The sequence below is a fragment of the Bradyrhizobium sp. TM239 genome, from assembly GCF_036247985.1.
GTDB classification, from domain to species: Bacteria; Pseudomonadota; Alphaproteobacteria; order Rhizobiales; family Xanthobacteraceae; genus Bradyrhizobium; species Bradyrhizobium ottawaense.
In genome coordinates, this window is sequence record NZ_BTIR01000004.1 from 219,413 (window position 1) to 236,175 (window position 16,763).

Genomic DNA, 16,763 nt, shown 5'->3' on the forward strand with positions numbered 1-16,763 from the left:
AGTTGTGCCGCATGCACGTAAGAGGTCAGGCATGAACAATCTTTCGGCGCCCGGATGCGGCGAGAATCATGATGTCGACACACTGCTCCCTCTTGATGAGTCTCGGACTATCTAGGGCGACTCCCATGACTTCTGCATTCCTCTCCGCTTTCATTTTCGGCGCTGGCCTCACCTTGGGCTACGCGGCGCGTGGTTGGCGCGTCCAACGAAGCCCTGCGAACTCATCCCGCGGCGCCTCGCGCCGAATGGCCGGGCCGACTCCCACCTCGACGTTCGGCCACGCACGACGAGCCTTTTAGGCAACGTCCGATTCGCTGGCGGATCTCACTGACACGAATGGGGCATGACGAGATGAGCGAACCCAAGAAGGACGCGCCGCGGCGTTACATCGTCGATGGCGCCGGACAGCGCGTGCTTGTCGGACTGACGATCTCGGAGACGGTCGAGTTTGAAGCGCTGGATAATCCGAGCACCCGCCCCGGCGCCGACTTGCTGGTCGAGGCGCGCCGTGTCCGCCAGGACAGGCATGGGGAGCGCTGGCTGGAGCTTTACGTCAAGCACGAGCGAGCCTGGAACGATTGGATGGCCGAAACACGTGCGCGGCAGGAAAAGCCCCGCTTGCTCAACTAGATCCCGCAGAGGTCGATGCTATCCGGGTCGCGAGACAGTTTCGGCGGGCCGATGGGCAAGCTGTCGCGGCCAAGTTCCCACGTCATACCGCGAGCATGCGGCTACCCTGGATGCTCATTAGGGTGAGGTTGCCGGTCGCATAGGCGCCGGTGTCGATGTTGACACGGTTCGCCATGAACTCGGCGCTGCGAACCGGCGTATGACCATGCACGATATATTTGCCGAACTGCTCCTCGCTCCGCAGGAACTCTTCGCGAATCCAGAGCAGATCGCGCTCCGTCTGCTCGGCCAGCGGAACGCCCGGGCGAACGCCGGCGTGAACGAAGAAGAAGTCCCCGCAACTGAAGCTCAGCCGCAGATTGTCGAGGAATTCCAGATGCTCGGTGGGCATCGCCCGAATCAAATCGCGCATGATCGATGCCGGTTCGTCGCGCTTCAGGTCCGGCGGGGCGAGCCCGTAGGACATCAGCGTCTGGGTCCCGCCGACGGCAATCCAATCCTCGAACAGCGAAGGGTCTTCGAACACCCTCACCAGAAATGCCTCGTGATTCCCTTTGAGGAAAACCACATTGCCCCGGCGGCTCCGTTCGATCAGGACGTCGAGGGTGGAGCGCGTATCCGGGCCACGATCGATGTAATCGCCCATGAAGACCTCGATAGCGTAGCGCGGCCGGCTGCAGGCAACGTCGGCGTCGATCACCCGCAACATGGGCTGGAGCAGATGCGCGCATCCATGAATGTCCGAGATCGCATAGATGCGGACTCCCTCCGGCAATTGCGGTTTGGGAATAGGCGGGCGTGGTCGGGCGAGAGATATCATGGCGCTCAATCGATCGGGTGGTTGGAAAATTTCCCCAAGTCGCCGGCACCGGAGAGCGTCCATCCGACACGAACAGCGAAGGGAGCGTCCTTGTTCTCCGGTTCGATCACGCCAAAAGAAGGGCACGGCACTTTTTGCCCACCTCGCGGCACTATGGTGCGAAAGATCGGTCCCGCAGAAATTGCATCGCTGAATGCGAGAGCGCAGCAAAGATGCATGCCTAAGCGAAATTTCGCGGCGCACGCGAAGATAGAAATCCAACGGAGTTCTCGTAAACGACTCGTTGCGAGTCGTCGGAGCGTCGCCTCGCCTGAAAGATGAGCGAAGAAGCGCTCGCGCGACGATCATATGGTCTCGCCGAACGTGGAACTTGATTCAAAATAGGGCAACGCGTTCGCTCGTATGTCATCACTGTGACGACATTTTCAGCGCGCCGAATTTCGCTGCGCATTTCAACACGGCGCATGATCCGTGCGCCGCAAAAGTTTTGCGTGCGGCGCCACAATGTCGCTGCGATCAAACAACACTTTCCGCGCGGGGAAGTGACGAGTCTTCAGCATCACGATGAGCGTCAGGCACTCTCTCGATAGGCAGAGGTTCGAATGGCTGTTGCAACTTATGGTTCTGAAAACGCTCACACGTTGTCGTCGACGCGCGGCAACGCGCTTCAGAGGCCATTTCAGATCGTCGTCATGGCTGCTGACTTTCTGGTGATCTTGTTGAGCTATGCTGCCGGCGCTTCGCTGTACGGCGCGGCCGTCGCTTCGCCCGCCGACAGTGCTTCGGTGGGAGCCGGGTTGTTCGTCGGCGTGGTGTTCGTCGCGGTCGCCTATTTCCGGGATGTCTATGCCACGCATCGCCTGCTCAACGTCGTCTGGCAGCTTCGAAAGGCGGTGTTGATCTGGCTGACGTCGCTGACGATCCTGGCCGTTGCGGCCTTTCTGCTGAAATCGACGGACAATCTGTCCCGCGGTACCGTCATCGTCTTCGCCGTGATCGGCGGAGCTGGCTTGATCAGCCTCCGCTTCGTCTGGCAGGCGGTGTTCGGCACGAGCTTTGCGAGAAGCCGGCTGGTCGATCGCAAGGTGATCCTGCTCAGCCTCAAGCCGCTCGACTTCACCTCCAGCCGCTTCAAGGACCTTCGGAGGAATGGCTTCGACGTCACGCGCCATTTCGTGCTCGGCGAGGAGCGGGATGACGGCCATTGGGAGCGGCAGATTCGCGACGTGATCCGTCAGTCGCGCTCCGCGGATGTCGATGAATACCTGCTTGCGATCGACTGGAACGAATTGCCGATGCTCCGCAAGCTCGGGCCATATCTGCGGGCCGTCCCCCAGCCGATACGGCTGTTGCCGGACGATCCGGTCGCCGATCTGGTGGCTCGTCCCTTCCTGCCGGTCAGCGGAACCGTCGCGGTCGAAATTCAGCGGCCGCCTCTCACCATTCTCGAGCGGTTGCAAAAGCGCTGTCTCGACGTCGGCGTGGCCCTGTTCGCGCTCGTGATCTTGACGCCGCTGCTGCTGACCGTTGCCGTGCTGATCAAGCTGGATTCCCCGGGTGCGGTCATATTCCGCCAATCGCGCCGCGGCTTCAATGGCAGGCCGTTCGAGATCTGGAAGTTCCGAAGCATGACCGTTTGCGAAAACGGCGAAACGATTGCCCAGGCGACCAAGAGGGATGCTCGGGTCACCAAGATCGGGCGCTTCCTTCGTATGACGAGCATCGACGAACTGCCGCAGCTCTGGAACGTGCTGCGCGGGGACATGTCGTTGGTTGGACCGCGTCCGCACGCGCTGGCCCATGACAATTACTATGATGAGATCATCAGCAAGTACGTCTACCGCCATCACATGAAGCCGGGCCTGACCGGCTGGGCCCAGGTGAACGGGTTCAGAGGGGAAACGCCGACGATCGATCTGATGGAGAAGCGGGTCGAATATGACGTCTGGTACGTCAGCAACTGGAGTATCTGGCTCGACCTGAAGATTATGGCCCGGACGGCGTCCGCCGTCATGTTCCAGGAAGCTTACTAGTCGTTCAGTTTCTTCACGGTCCGGAACCGGAGCCTCGAGGGATCAGGTTCCGTCTCTCGACGACCTGCTGAAGAGCCGCATGATCGCATCGCGCAAGGCGAGCAACGGTGGCACCAGCACGAAGAAGGCCCCCATCGCAACGGAAACGATGACATGGCGGATCGAGAAAGGTTCGTCCTGCTCGATTTCCCGTTGGCTCGGGTCGATGGGCGCGGGTGAGAACGTCGTCGCCATCGGCTGCGGACGCGGCTTGCGTGGGGGAACCACGATCAACACGAACAGGATGTTGAGCAGAACCCAAATTGTCAAAATCGTCAGGACGATCAGCATTTCGAGTCCGCCGGAAAAGAACGATAAATATCAGCCGAGGTTAGCCTCAGTGACCCCAGAAGGAAAGATGCCCAAAGTTTCGGCATTGTGAGGCATCAGCCTCGGATTGTCTCGTCTTATCGACAGATGATTGCCAGGAGGTGCACTGTCCTGGCGACCACCGCCTTCGTCAATCCTTGCTTTTGGCTAGAGCAATAACTGCAAGTTGTGGATTCCGGAGGAATACGGAGGCCTCAGCTGTCCGGGTGGGCTCGGCGCAATCTTCGGTCTCGTGCGCGAAGGCGCCCTCGATCGCCTTCAGGCGACAGTTCCGCAAAACGCGAAAAAGGGCCCGCTGTCAAATGGCAGCGGGCCCGAGGTCGTTCCAGTTCGGCTGGGCGCGTCGCCGCGCCTTCTAAAGCGCGATGCGATCAGAATGAATCGTCATCGGCCTTTAGGTTGTTGTTTAAGCATGATCTTTTCGGAGAACCGCTGCGCGCTTTTCCGCATCATGCTCTAGGCATGCTCGACGTAGTAGCTGTTGTGGTGCTTGCCCTTGTACGCCTCGATGCGCTTGAGCATCTTCGGGTTGGCGCGGTTGAGCACGGCACCGAGCAATTTCTTCTGCAGGACTTCCGACCCGGAAACCGACTCCTGAAGAGCGCTTCGTGTCGTCTGCCCCCACTCGATCACATAGACCATGGCATCGATCAGGAAGCTGACGGCCTTGGAATCCGCGACCGGCATCACCGGGGCAAGATCGATCACGATATACTCATAATGCTCTTTCAGCACCTTGAGCAGATCGGCCATCGCCTTCGATCCAATGACGTCTGCCGAATTGACCATGCGGGAGGCCACGACCGACGGCAGGAAATCCAGGCCCGTTTCCTTGCTTCGCTGCACATGGTAGCCGAGGCTGGACGGATCGCTGAGCGCCTCTACCAGTCCGCTCTTGGCGTTCGGCGCAAGCTCTCGGGTGAGCGAGCGCGTGTGCAGATCGCCGTCGATCAGGACCGTGCGATGCCCGGTGAGGGCAATCAACTGTGCGAAGTTGGCCGCCACCGTCGTCTTTCCTTCCTTGGGAAGGGAGGACACGATGCCAATCACCTTGATCTCGCGGGTCAGGCGCGCAACGTCGATCGACACCTTGATGTTGCGCAACGTCTCGGCAAACCGCGAGAATGGATGGTCGACGACGTAGCGGGACAGATCGGGTGGACTGGTCTTCGCAGACGTGGAAAGCAACGCGCCGGTCTTCATCGGCGGACGAATGTCGGGCAGGACACCGAGGCACTTCACGCCGAGCTCGTCCTCGACCTCGCCGGGGGTCCGCAACACGTCGCTGAGCAGTTCGCGGGCAAAGGCGGCGCCGAAGCCGAGGCAGAGGCCGCCCACCAGGCCTCCCACCAGCGCCAGGACCGTGCGCGGTGAACTCTTGCGATCCGGCTTGGTGGCGGTGCTGATGAGGCGCGCCTCGCTGAGCGGAAAGCTCTGGTTCTGCGTGGCGCTCTGCAGCTTCTCGAGGAAGTTGTTGTAGAGGTTGCGGTAGGTGTCGGCGGCGCTTTCGAGATCGCGCAGCTTGACTGCAGCCTGGCCGGTATCGCCGGCCTGGGCGACGAGTTCCTTTACGTTCTTCTCGAGCGAGGCTTCTCGGCTCTTTGCGATCTCATAGTCGCTGCGATAGGCGTCGCCGATCCGATGCAACTCGTCGGCGATGTTCTTGCGCAGCTCCTCCATCTTGTTGGCCAGATTGACCGCAGCAAGATGTTGCTTGCCATAGCGCCGGGACCAGTCGGCATACTGGGCCTGGAGGTCCAGATATTGCGCGCGCAGGCGGGTGATGACCGAGTTGTTGAGAGCATCGGTCACCGTCGATTGTGCGACGTCCTGGTCCGAAATCGCGGTGATCCGGTCGAGCCGGGCCTTGGCTTCGGCCGTCGACGCCCGCGCTTGAACCAGCTGGGTGTTGAGGTCCGACAATTGCTGTTCGGACATCAGGCCGCGGCTGGTTCCGACGATGTTGTTTTCGGCCTTGAAGGTCTGCACGGCACGGTCGCTGGCGGTTGCCTGCTCGCTCAGCTCAATGCTGCGCTGCTGAAGCCATTCGGTTGCCCGCTTGGTGGACTGATATTTGGCTTCCAGGGCGCCGACAAGGTAGGCGCTGGCGACGGCGTTGACGATCTTGGCGGCCTTGTCAGGGCTTCGCGAGCGATAGTTCAGCGACAAGACATAGGTCGTCAGGACGCGCTCCGTCCTGAGGTTCTTCTGAACCTGCTCGACCACGGCGTGCTCCAGTCGCTCCTGCGACGCCGGTTCTCCGGTGCCGAACAACGACATGAACTTGCCGAGGACGATCGAAAGCAGACCCGGATTGGAGCCATTGAACTCCGGATCGTCCGTCAGCTTCAGGCGACGGACCACCGAGAGGATCAGGTCGTCCGAGTTGATGACCTCAACCTGGCTGTCGACGTATCCGGTATCGATGAGGGCGCTGTTGGCGTTGCTGTCCTTGTCCAGCACCTGCGCCTGACGGGTATCCATCATGATGCGGGCATTCGCCGTGTACATGGGTTGCGCCATGATCAGATAGACGATCACCAGCGCCAGCGAAGCGCCGGTGCACACCGCGATGATCGGCCACTGCCGGCGCAGGACGTCGGCCACGCGCTCGAAGCTGAGGACCGCTCCGCCGAATTCGATCCCGAATCTGTGGCCCGACGGGAAATGCTCTCTAGGCTGATACATTTGCTAATTCGCTGCCTTTTGACGATCGCTGATCAATTCGGAAGGGGGACGGGTTTGAACGGGTTGGCCAGCTTGGTCTTCCACTCGCCTTCGAGCAGCGCCCCGCCTCGGGGCGGTTGCGCACGGCCCTTGTCTTGCGATTGGGCCTGGGCGCCGGAGGCGTCCTCTCCGGCGGCGGAATAACCTGCTTGCACGTTGAGATCGCCGATCCGCTGCGTGAAATCCCTGATCTTGCGCGCAGCCTCCGGCTTCGTCGACGTGCACCGCCCTTCGGCGATCCTCAACGCGGCGCCAATGGCTGAACGGTCGGTTGAAGTCGACGCCGAGATGAGGGTCTGCACGGACGGCAACACCGACGGGTTCGTGGCGATAAAGGTGGCGAGCCGATATCTCAGCTTCTCCTTGTCGTTGCGCAGCTGCTCCAGAAGCGAGGAGGGCGATTTTACGAACGTGTCGAGTTGGAGCTGCGAGGCACGATCCTTAAATTCGACGCACTGGGCGCGGCAAGCATCGATGCTCGACACCATCAAGGCAAAACCTGCCAAGACGATCGTTAGCCATCGCGATCTCGCAAGACGACGTGTCAGTCCGCAACCCATCTGTGTCCCTTCCTCCCTGTTGCAATAGGAGAACACGCGAAACTTGGCAGGCAACTGTGTCAATTTTTGTGCGGCGCAAAAGATGGGTGCGTGTGCTCGACGACAACGCGTGCCTTGCCCGTTTCCCGATCGGTTGCAAAAGGAAGATATGCAATGCCTGCGAGATCGGCACGCTCACGCCCAGGAATGTTGCAAACTGAAAACATATGAGGCGTTGCACGTCGAAATGTAGCGAGCATGCGTCGCAAAACCGACACAAGTCGTCACGCGAGTCATTGTTCCCGCCTGCGAGAAGATATCAGCGAGATATACGCGCATCGTGAATGCGGAGAGATCAATGTCCTTGCGGTCGTCATGATCGCAACAGCGCCGAATTTCGCGCACACTTTGCACGCAAATACTCGCAATCATCACGTCCGAATTGATTTGCGCGTCGACGCATTTCGATCTCAAGCAAAAAGTGGCGTGAACTTGGCGCTCGCATGTCCGAATGATCTGCGAGCGTTGAAATTATCGTCGACCCTCATGCGTCGAATGCGAGTCCGCGATCGCAGAGATTGAATGCGCGCGAGACCTGATACACACTGCTGCGGTGCAATAGCTACGGAATGTTGATGTGACGGAGATGGTTCATCGTGAGAAGGCGCATGTCCTGCCGCTCGACAGCATCCGGGGGATCGCCGCGACGTCGGTGGTGATTCACCATCTCCTGCTGATGCCGACTTTCCTCGCGGCGTTCCCGCACAATGCGTGGATCAACTGCGCGTTCTTCAGGAGTTCCTGGCTGCTGGTGGATCTTTTCTTCGTTCTCAGCGGGATCGTTATGTCGCTCAGTTACGTCGAGAGCGACTTCGGGCGCTTCTCGCTGCGCGAGTTCATGGTGCGGCGCCTGGCGCGGGTCTATCCGCTGCACATCGTCATGCTGATGGCAAATCTTCTGTTTCGCCTCCTGAGGATCGGCCTGGTCATGGCCGGTGTCGTGGTGGCCGCGCCGGCGGCGTTCGAAGTGAACAATGCCTATTCCTTCGGTCTCAACGTCCTGCTGCTGCATTCGATGGGGTTCATCGATTATCTCAGCTGGAATGCGCCGAGCTGGAGCATCAGCGTCGAGTTCTACACATATCTGGTGTTTGGCCTGATCGTGCTGCTGGCCCAGCGCATGCGTTCGCTGTTGTGGTTCTACGTTCTCTGTGGACTGCTCGCGGTGGGAAGCCTGGTCGTGATCATTTTCGTGCTCGACAAGAGGAGCCTCGGGCTCCAAACCGACTTCGGCATCCTGCGCTGCTTCGTGAGCTTCTTTCTGGGCGTGCTGACGGTGAGGATCGTCGATCGCCTGCCCGGCAGGCCGAGCCAGTGGGTGCAGGGAGCGCTGCAATTCGCCGCCATGATCGCGAGCATCGCCCTGGTGTCCCTGGCGGAGACCAATCCCGCGGCAACTTTCCTCGCGCCGGTGACGTTTGCGGTCTTCCTCGGCAGTTTGATGGCCTTTCCGGATGCGCTGTTGGTGCCGCGGATGCTGGTGGCCGGGCCGCTGGTCTGGCTCGGGAAGCGGTCCTACTCCATCTACATGGTGCACGCGCTCGTGGTGCTGCTCGCCGAATATTTCGTGCGGGCCGTGGGGGCGGGGCGGATCGCCGCGCTGGATTCGGTCTGGGCGGGCCTGCCGGCGACGCTGAATCTCGTCGTCTCGTTGGCCGCCGTGCTGGTGGTCTCGCACTTCACTTATCTCTACGTCGAAATCCCCGGCGGCAAGTTCATGCGAAATGTGCTCGGAAGCCGTCGGGATTTCGCGCGATCCCCCGCGCCATCGGCGCGGCTGACGAACTGAGTCGGGCATGACTATCCTCGCACTGCAACGGCCGCGGCTCATCCTGATCAGCCTCAGCATCGAGGCGATCGCGCTCGGGGTCTATCTGGTCCGCGACGCCTTTGGCGGCGTGATCCGCTATTACACCAGCATCTATCACATGGATGCGCTCTGGTATCTGCCCGATGCCGTCGCGCTCGCGTGCCTGATCCAGTTCATCGTGCATTGCATCTTGCGCAATCGCAGCACCCTGGCCCTGTTGGTGTTGGTCCAGATCATGCTGTCGCTCGTGCTTGGCTACTTCATGCTGGGAACGGCAAACGCGGCGATCTCGTCTTTCAAGATGATGCTGCCGGTGTTCGTCGGCTTCTGCTTCTGTGATTCGAGTCTCGGCTCGTACAAGAAGCTTCTGGCGGTCATCGCCGTGACCTTCTACCTCTCGGTCATCGGGGTGCTGCTGACCAAATTCTACCTCATGCCCTGGGTCGGGTATAAATATGAGTCCTTTGGCGCGGTTCGGGAGGCGGGCCGGCTGTGGTGGGCCTATGGCGGCGACGACCAGCGCCTGATGGGCTTTGCGGCCGACAACACCATGGCGGCCTTCTTCATCCTCGTGTCGTTCGCGATCACGTCGATTCGCAAGAGCACGACGTGGTGCCTTCTGTTCGGCTCCCTCGCGGTCTATGTCATCAAGCTGACCACGAGCAAGACGACCATGATCGTCCTCGTGCTCTATCTGCTCCTGCTCGTGTTCGTGCGTATGCTGCCGGAGAAGTCGCGCTTTCCCGCAATCAGGGGCATCGCGCAGTGGTCCTTTGCCGCGATCTTCGTTCCGTTCTTCATGATCGTGGTCGCATCGGGTACCGCGGCGGTGCCGCACTCGACCCTGTTCAGCATCGTCGATCGCATCAACAACAGCTGGCAGTTGCCGTTCGTCTACATGAACCAGCTCATGCCGATCGGTCTGGTGACGGGCTGCGGCGCGGGCTGCTTCAACTATCCGCAGAAGCTGTTTTCGCCGCTCGCGCACTTCTGGGTGCCCGTCGACAACTTCTACATCGGGACTTACCTGATGTTCGGTCTGCCGTTCGTCGCCTTCATGGTGATGGTGTTCAGGGCGACGTTCGGCGCGACCGACGTGTACAAGCTGACGCTGATCTTCGTCGTCAACCTGTTCACGATCACGGTGTTGAACTACGGCCCGGCGTCCGGCCTCCTGATCATCGCATTGAGCTTCAGCGAAGTGTTTTCGCGCCGCGCGGCCTCCGCACGGGCGGGCGACGCCGTGCCGATTGTCATGCGGCCGCCGATGCCGTCATTGGAAGGCTTCCGCCCGGATATACCGGCGGCGAGCGGAAGCAGGTGAGAACGAATGATGCATAAACGGCTCGCATTCATCGACACGCTGCGCGGCATTGCCGTGTTGTCGGTCCTGGTTCAGCATGTCTTCGAGATCATCGTCGAGAAGCACCCGACGGGTGCGTTTTATTGGCCGATCCACGATTTGTTCGGCTATTACATGAACTTTGGCCGGTTCGGCGTGGTGTTGTTCTTCTTCGTCAGCGGCTTCGTCATTCCGTTCAGCTTCCCGGACAGCGCCACGCCCGTGCGGGATTTTTCGATCAGTCGCTTCTTCCGGCTCTACCCGGCCTACTGGACCTCGCTCGTCGTCGGGCTCGTGACGATGCAGCTGCTGGATTCGAAGATCTATCCGCTGGGGCAGATCGGCGCGAACGTGACGATGTTGCAGACCTTCGTGAACGTCCCGAACCTCTGGGTGTTCTATTGGACGCTGGCGATCGAGCTGCTGTTCTATGCCGGGTGCACCATCCTCTTTGCGATGGGGCTGTTGAACCGGCGCTTCACGGCGGTGACGATCGTCGTTGCGGCCGCGCTGGTCGGAACCACCGCTGCGCTCCTGGTGGAAAACAGGGCCGTCTCCTCGGTGATGGAGGTCGGCCTGAACCTGTCGGCGATGTTCCTGGGCAAGATCATCCGCGACACCATCATCGGCGGAAAGCTGCGATGGTCCCACGTGGCGGTCTGCACACTCCTGTATGCGATCTTCGCCATCACCCTGGCCGACAGGCGGTTCGGAGGCGTGTACCACGAGAATTTCTTCTACAGCTATTCGATCGCAGCGGCCTATGTTTGCGCGGCGCTCGTCTTCATCGGCTTTGCCGTGTTCGGCGAGAGAATGGCGTGGCGCCCGATGGCGTTCGTCGGCGTGATCAGCTATTCGGTCTACCTGATGTCGCCGTTCGTGATCGTCTTCATCCATCGCCTCCTCTGGTTCGGCGACGGGCCGCTCGGATGGTCGATCTTCCTGACCCTGATCTTGGCGTTGTCGATCCTCGTCAGCTGGATGACGTTTACATTCGTCGAGAAGCCCAGCATCGCCTTCGGACAAAGGTTCCGCTCGGCACGGAGAAAGAAGGTCGTTCTCGAGCCTGCCCTCAGTACCCAGGGTGCTGCGGAATGAGTAAAGCGCTGCACCAGCCGGGCGCCGCCTACGACGGATCGTTCGTTCCCTCGGTCCAGGGGCTTCGGGGGATTGCCGCGCTGAGTGTGCTGATGGATCATTTCTACGACATGCCGAAGGGTGGCATGTACGACATCCCGGATCCCGGCTTCCTGCCGCCGCTCTGGCTCTGGCTGCAATCGGTGATCAATGTCGGCGGGCATGGCGTCGAGCTGTTCTTCATGATCAGCGGCTTCCTGATCCCGGCGAGCCTGGTGCGGCACGGCTCGCTGCCGCGGTTCTTTTTCGACCGCGTCCTGCGCATCATGCCGGTGTTCGTCGTCCTGCATCTTGCGCTGTTCGCGATCGGTCCGATCGTCGGCTACAAGTTCTTCCGTGGCATCGACCTGACCAGCTATCTCGGGATCTTCGCGGCCAATCTGTTCTTCGTGCAGGACGCGCTTGGCTTGCCCATTGCCCAGCAGAACGCCTGGACACTGACCTATGAGTGGGCGTTCTACATCTGGTTCGCAGCGACGTTTTCGATGCTGCGCATCGGAGGCAGGATGCTGGCTGCGCCCCTGATCCTGCTGGGTATCGCGTGCCTGCTGCATTGGCCGATCACGGCCTTCTTCTGCATCGGCATGCTATTCAGCGCCACCGGCTTTCGGATCCCGATTCCGGGGCGTCTCGGCCTGGTTGCGGGCTTGGCTTGCGGAGCCGCCATGTATGCGAGCCTGGTGCTGTTTCACCCGTTCGTGGGGCTTCTTCCCGGATTCCTGCTGTTCAGCATGGTGCTTGCCCCGGAGTCGGGCCTCGGCAGGGCTCTGAGCGCCCCGGCCCTGCAATATGTCGGCAAGATCAGCTACAGCCTCTATCTCGTGCATCCCTTCGTGCTCTTCCCGTTGCAGGTGATCGGCCTGAAGCTGGTCGCCGCCGGCGTCGATCGCTGGCTGCTGTGGGCCGCCTTCATCGGGCTCGGGCTGGTGATGTCATTGGTCGCAAGCGCGATCAGTTATGAGCTGATCGAGGTCAGGCTGAGGCGCCTGCTGGACGGCGCGATCCGCGGCATGTTCTTTCGACCGCTGAAGGTCGGGCAATCGGTTTGAGCGACCGCGTGCCCGTCGCAGTCAGCTCACGGTACGGCCGGCGAGCTTGTGATAGGACCCCAGCAGCTGTTCGGCGATGCGATCCCAGTTCAGGAGGCCGGCCGCGGTCTGCCGTGCGCCATCCGTCAATGTCGCGGCAAGCGGCTTCGAGGTCAGCACGCGTTCGAGTGCATCGGCCAATGCAGTGGCATCCCCTGGAGGAACCAGCAGCCCATTGACGCCGTCGGTGACGACGTCGGGAATACCACCGGTGGCGCTGGCAACGACGGGACGAGAATTGCCGTAAGCGGAGGCAAGCACGCCGCTCTGCGTTGCATCCTTGTAGGGCAAGGCGACCACGGTGGCGGATTGAAACAGCTGTCCGGTGTCCGCAGGCGAAATGTAGGCGTTGATGGTCTTGACCGTCGGCATCGATTCCATCCGCGCGCCGAGCCGTGTCATCTCGGGGCCGCGACCGGCGACGATTGCCTCATGCGCCACACCACGCTTGGCCAACATGTCGATCGCATCGATAAAGACGTCGAGGCCCTTGTAGGCCCACATCCGCCCAAAAAACAGGATGCGTGCAGCCTCGGGCGCGGTGACCGCACCTCGGGCCGGTGGAACCATGAGCACGCCGTGCATGCTGGAGACCGTTCCGCCCTCGAAGTCGGGCGAGGCGCGACGAAAATCGGCAATACAGCTTTCGCCATGCGTGGTGACGATCGACGCGGCGGCACGCATGCGCCCGCGCCATGCGTCCTCGCGCGGCGAGGTGCCGGAGCCGCCTTCCGAATGCGGGATAGCATCGTGAACTGTCAGCACCAGGGGAATGCCGAGTGGTCGAAGGAACTGAATCAGCTTGGACGTGTAGATCTCCGGAACTTCGTGACAATGAACGACGTCCGGACGAAACGAAATTATGTCGAAGAAAGAGGCCGGGATGCCGATCACGCCGCCGCGGCGCAGGCTCAAATCGCGAACCCGGGTCTCGAAGGGAGCCGCCACGGCGATGTCGGCCAGTTCCCATTGCTGGTTGGCGTCCTTGCGGTTGAGCACAAGCCTGACGTCGCAATGGTGAGCCAATCCCGAAGCGAGCCGATAGGAATATTCCGCAAAATGCGGGGCGTAAATCGCCACGCGCAAGCGTTTGGAGCTACGGAGAGAACGCGGGGCCGGCGAATTCATCAAGGCATCCATTTTGCATCACATCGCAGAGAGCGATTGGAGTGTAGTCCACGATTTGAACTCACTTCCACTCTAAATCGGAATCGTGGTGGCGCTCATCTGATTGCCATCACTCCGTCGTATTGTAGCGAGCAATCAGTCGCCGTTGTGAGCGGCGACAAGCGGTGGCATGTCATCATCATTGCCGCGTCGTCTGGATCGGAATTGGGTCGAATTGTTGATGAACGTCACTCGAGGCAGGCAACATCAGGTCGTGGTGGCGCTGTTTTGGTCGCTCGCGCAGAATTGGGGCGGCCGCGCATTGTCGTTCGTGCTGTTCCTGGTATTGGCGCGGCTGCTCGATCCCGCGGATTTCGGACTTGCGGCGCTGGTCGCCTTCATCCTGCTGCTTTTGAGCTCCATCGCGGAATTCGGCTTCGGTGATGCGTTGATCCAGCGGCGGACGCTCGAGCCCGCCGATGTGACGCTGCCGTTCTTCTGCTCGTTTGCAGCCTCAGTGCTCCTGGCCGTTCTGATCGCATTGCTCGCGACACATATCGAGCGTTGGTTCGACGTGAAGGGGCTCGCGCCCCTGCTGACCGCCGCCAGTCTCTCGCTTCCGATCGGCACCGCGACCCTGTTCCAGGAGGCGCTCTACAAGCGCCAGATGGATTTTCGGGTGCTCGCGGTCAGGACCATGGTGGCGACAGCCATCTCCGGCGTCGTGGGGATCGCCTGTGCTTATGCCGGGTTTGGCGCCCTCAGCCTCGTGATCCAGGTGGTCGTGCAGAGCGCGATCAGCGGCTTGTGGCTCTGGAGCCAGCCGCGATGGCTGCCGATGCGCGGCTACGATCTGAAGAGCTTTCGCGAGCTCTCCGGCTACAGCATCCACGTCATGCTGAACAGGCTGCTGGACTTCGCCATCGTTCGGACGATCGACATGATCATCCTGTCGCTCTATGGCGTCGCGGCGCTCGGCATCTACACGGTCGGCGCGAGGGTCTACATCATCCTGATGCAGTTGCTCACCCAGGCGGTCATGGATGTGGCGCTGAGCGCTTTGTCCAAGATCGCGCACGAGCGGGATCGCATCGCAGGCGCTTATCTGCGCAGCGTCAGTCTCGGCGCGCTGATCGGATCTCCGGTCTTCGTGCTGCTCGCGGCGATCGCGCCGGAATTCTCGCTGCTGCTGTTTGGCGCAAAGTGGGGTGGCAGCGAGGCGGTGATGCGGCCGCTGATGTTGATTGGCGCAGTCCAGACGGTGCAGTTCGTCAACAGCGCCTATTTTGGTGCTCTGGGCAAACCGAACTACGTCTTTCTGCTCAACATCCTGAAATTCTGTACGGTCGTGCCGGCAATGTTCCTGCTTCCCTCGCGCGACATTGGTCAACTGGCCACGATCTTCGCATTCTCGCAGCTCGTGGTGACCCCCGTCACGTTTGCGCTGGCGCTTCGGCTGCTGGGCTTGAGCTGGAGCCAGTTTCTGCGTCCCATTGCGGGCTGCCTTTGTGCCATCGTTCTGGCTTACGGCGCGGTCGTGCTGTGCCGGGAGGCGACGCCGGGCATGAATCCCTATTTGCGGATTGGACTGCTGGCATCCTGTTTTGGCGCGACCTATTTGACGGGCATTCTGCTGTTCTGGCGGAAGCAGCTCCTTTCCCTGATTGATTTCGTCGTGAAGCGCGGTGCGACCGCTTGATGAAGACGCGGAGGATGTCGTGAAGCAATTGATCCCGGTGCCCGTACGCAGGCAGCTCCGAGGCTGGCTCAACAGCGCGAAGAATACGCCGTTGGCACTCGATCTGCTCGAGCTGCGCAGGTGGCAGATCGCCCGGAGAGACGTCGGCGTCAACGTCGCGCCCCGCAACGATCCGCGCCGGCTCGTCGTGCTGCCCTCCGATCCCTGGAGCGTTCGTCAATCGCGCGGCGATGAGGCGATGATCGAAGCGGCCACCGGGGAGGTGAAGCGGACCTATCCGAACCTCGAGGTCTACATCGTCACCGCTACCGCAGCGGCCAGTGCGGACGTGCGCGCGATGGGTTTCAAGCCGCTCGAACTCTGGCGACAGCCGTTCTCATACGAGACGGTCGCGCAGGAGCTGTCGCTCACCAGGCCGGATTTCGGGCTGGTTTTGGGGGCCGACGTGCTCGATGGCTACTATTCTCCGGTGGATGCCGCGCGCATGCTGCTCGTGGCCGATCTGATGGCTGCGTTCGGCGCCAAGGTCAGCGTGCTCGGCTTCAGTTTCAATTCCCGGCCGGCGAAGGCGCTACGCGAGGTGTTCCGACTGCTTGACCCGGGCGTGGTCCTGAATCTGCGTGATGCGATATCTCTTCAGCGTTTCGACGATTTTGCACGGAAACGCGCCCATCTGGTCGCTGACGCGGCGTTCATGCTGACGCCGCGGGCGGATACGGCCGCAGTGAAGCAGATCGCGGCCACGATCGCGCGACAACGCGAGCAGGGTCGCAAGGTCTTCGTCTTCAACATTCATCCGATGCTGTTCAAGAAGCCGGAGCCGGCCAAGATGCGGCAAATGATAGAGCTCGCGGCCGGTGCCATGGAGCGGCTGTCTCGCGAGCACAATGCAAGCTGGCTGTTGCTCGCGCATGACTACCGCCCTGAGATCGCCGACGACAACTGCCTTCGGCCGCTGGTTGACCGCCTGAAGCCCACGCTCGGCGATCACGTGCATCACGTCGATCAGGCGCTATCGGCGGGCGAGATCAAGGCCGTTGTCGGTCTGGTCGACGGCGTGATCACCGGCCGCATGCATCTGGCGATTGCGGCGCTGGGGCAGGGAACGCCTGTCGCAGCGATTACATATCAGGACAAGTTCCAGGGCCTGTTCGCGCACTTTGGCGTCAGCGAATCGCTGCTGCTGTCGCCGGCCCAGTTCCTGGTCGACGACAGCTTTGAGAAGTTTGCGCTGCAGTTCCTTGGCACACACGAAGCCGTCGGCGAGAAGGTACGTCAGATGCTGCCTGATGTCATGGAGCTGTCCCGCGCCAACATCGCACCGCTGCTGGGCGAGAGCGCGATGCGGGCGGCGCAGGAGGCCGGCGGCAAGGTCGCCTGAGCGCCCTCTGTCGCCGGCAGG

At 61.1% G+C, this 16,763-nt stretch carries 13 protein-coding genes; 8 read left to right on the top strand and 5 right to left on the bottom strand.

Going from position 1 to position 16,763, the window contains the following annotated elements; translation table 11 throughout:
- The first annotated feature begins 351 nt into the window (after nt 1-351).
- Nucleotides 352-630, top strand: coding sequence for a hypothetical protein (locus AABA84_RS08560; RefSeq protein ID WP_246550437.1), 279 nt, complete (start codon nt 352-354; stop codon nt 628-630).
- 82 nt (nt 631-712) lie between these two features.
- On the opposite strand, the gene AABA84_RS08565 is transcribed toward AABA84_RS08560, so the two are convergent.
- A complete protein-coding gene (locus AABA84_RS08565) occupies nt 713-1,450 on the bottom strand; it encodes a metallophosphoesterase family protein (protein WP_212249368.1) in 738 nt (245 codons plus the stop codon).
- A 602-nt stretch (nt 1,451-2,052) separates the two neighbouring features.
- Here AABA84_RS08565 and AABA84_RS08570 point away from each other — a divergent pair.
- On the top strand, nt 2,053-3,483 hold the full coding sequence (locus tag AABA84_RS08570; protein ID WP_212249180.1) for an undecaprenyl-phosphate glucose phosphotransferase: 1,431 nt from the start codon (nt 2,053-2,055) through the stop codon (nt 3,481-3,483).
- 42 nt (nt 3,484-3,525) lie between these two features.
- Here AABA84_RS08570 and AABA84_RS08575 read toward each other — a convergent pair whose 3' ends face one another.
- The 3 genes from AABA84_RS08575 to AABA84_RS08585 form a co-directional block, all read right to left on the bottom strand.
- Nucleotides 3,526-3,813 carry a hypothetical protein gene (locus AABA84_RS08575; protein ID WP_212249181.1) on the bottom strand — a complete coding sequence of 96 codons (288 nt, stop codon included), beginning with the start codon at nt 3,811-3,813 and terminating at the stop codon, nt 3,526-3,528.
- A 495-nt stretch (nt 3,814-4,308) separates the two neighbouring features.
- A complete protein-coding gene (locus tag AABA84_RS08580) occupies nt 4,309-6,540 on the bottom strand; it encodes a Wzz/FepE/Etk N-terminal domain-containing protein (RefSeq protein WP_338311851.1) in 2,232 nt (743 codons plus the stop codon).
- Between the two features lie 32 nt (nt 6,541-6,572).
- Nucleotides 6,573-7,085 carry a hypothetical protein gene (locus AABA84_RS08585; RefSeq protein ID WP_338311852.1) on the bottom strand — a complete coding sequence of 171 codons (513 nt, stop codon included), beginning with the start codon at nt 7,083-7,085 and terminating at the stop codon, nt 6,573-6,575.
- A 679-nt stretch (nt 7,086-7,764) separates the two neighbouring features.
- On the opposite strand from AABA84_RS08585, the gene AABA84_RS08590 reads away from it, so the two are divergent.
- The 4 genes from AABA84_RS08590 to AABA84_RS08605 are packed head-to-tail and all read left to right on the top strand — an operon-like array spanning nt 7,765 to nt 12,516.
- A complete protein-coding gene (locus AABA84_RS08590) occupies nt 7,765-8,967 on the top strand; it encodes an acyltransferase family protein (RefSeq protein WP_212249370.1) in 1,203 nt (400 codons plus the stop codon).
- 7 nt (nt 8,968-8,974) lie between these two features.
- Nucleotides 8,975-10,312 (top strand): hypothetical protein, encoded by a 1,338-nt coding sequence (locus AABA84_RS08595; protein WP_212249183.1) that lies wholly within the window; start codon nt 8,975-8,977, stop codon nt 10,310-10,312.
- Nucleotides 10,313-10,318: 6 nt separating this feature from the next.
- The gene (locus tag AABA84_RS08600) at nt 10,319-11,428 is read left to right on the top strand and encodes an acyltransferase family protein (protein ID WP_338311853.1); all 1,110 of its coding nucleotides are present in this window, start codon (nt 10,319-10,321) and stop codon (nt 11,426-11,428) included.
- A complete protein-coding gene (locus tag AABA84_RS08605) occupies nt 11,425-12,516 on the top strand; it encodes an acyltransferase family protein (RefSeq protein ID WP_338311854.1) in 1,092 nt (363 codons plus the stop codon). Before AABA84_RS08600 ends, AABA84_RS08605 begins: the two co-directional genes overlap by 4 nt.
- A 21-nt stretch (nt 12,517-12,537) precedes the next feature.
- Here the strand turns inward: AABA84_RS08605 and AABA84_RS08610 are convergent, their stop codons facing one another.
- On the bottom strand, nt 12,538-13,635 hold the full coding sequence (locus AABA84_RS08610) for a glycosyltransferase family 4 protein (RefSeq protein WP_338311855.1): 1,098 nt from the start codon (nt 13,633-13,635) through the stop codon (nt 12,538-12,540).
- A 268-nt stretch (nt 13,636-13,903) separates the two neighbouring features.
- Between AABA84_RS08610 and AABA84_RS08615 the strand changes: the two genes are divergently transcribed.
- Nucleotides 13,904-15,361, top strand: a complete 1,458-nt coding sequence (locus AABA84_RS08615; RefSeq protein WP_212249186.1) for a lipopolysaccharide biosynthesis protein — start codon at nt 13,904-13,906, stop codon at nt 15,359-15,361.
- A gap of 19 nt (nt 15,362-15,380) precedes the next feature.
- Nucleotides 15,381-16,742, top strand: coding sequence for a polysaccharide pyruvyl transferase family protein (locus AABA84_RS08620; RefSeq protein ID WP_338311856.1), 1,362 nt, complete (start codon nt 15,381-15,383; stop codon nt 16,740-16,742).
- The last annotated feature ends 21 nt before the right edge of the window (nt 16,743-16,763 follow it).

Coding starts and splice junctions, on each gene's coding strand:
- AABA84_RS08615 (WP_212249186.1), top strand. CDS start 13,904: ATGAACGTCACTCGAGGCAGGCAACATCAGGTCGTGGTGGCGCTGTTT.
- AABA84_RS08605 (WP_338311854.1), top strand. CDS start 11,425: ATGAGTAAAGCGCTGCACCAGCCGGGCGCCGCCTACGACGGATCGTTC.
- AABA84_RS08590 (WP_212249370.1), top strand. CDS start 7,765: ATGGTTCATCGTGAGAAGGCGCATGTCCTGCCGCTCGACAGCATCCGG.
- AABA84_RS08575 (WP_212249181.1), bottom strand. CDS start 3,813: ATGCTGATCGTCCTGACGATTTTGACAATTTGGGTTCTGCTCAACATC.
- AABA84_RS08595 (WP_212249183.1), top strand. CDS start 8,975: ATGACTATCCTCGCACTGCAACGGCCGCGGCTCATCCTGATCAGCCTC.
- AABA84_RS08565 (WP_212249368.1), bottom strand. CDS start 1,450: ATGATATCTCTCGCCCGACCACGCCCGCCTATTCCCAAACCGCAATTG.
- AABA84_RS08580 (WP_338311851.1), bottom strand. CDS start 6,540: ATGTATCAGCCTAGAGAGCATTTCCCGTCGGGCCACAGATTCGGGATC.
- AABA84_RS08560 (WP_246550437.1), top strand. CDS start 352: ATGAGCGAACCCAAGAAGGACGCGCCGCGGCGTTACATCGTCGATGGC.
- AABA84_RS08600 (WP_338311853.1), top strand. CDS start 10,319: ATGATGCATAAACGGCTCGCATTCATCGACACGCTGCGCGGCATTGCC.
- AABA84_RS08570 (WP_212249180.1), top strand. CDS start 2,053: ATGGCTGTTGCAACTTATGGTTCTGAAAACGCTCACACGTTGTCGTCG.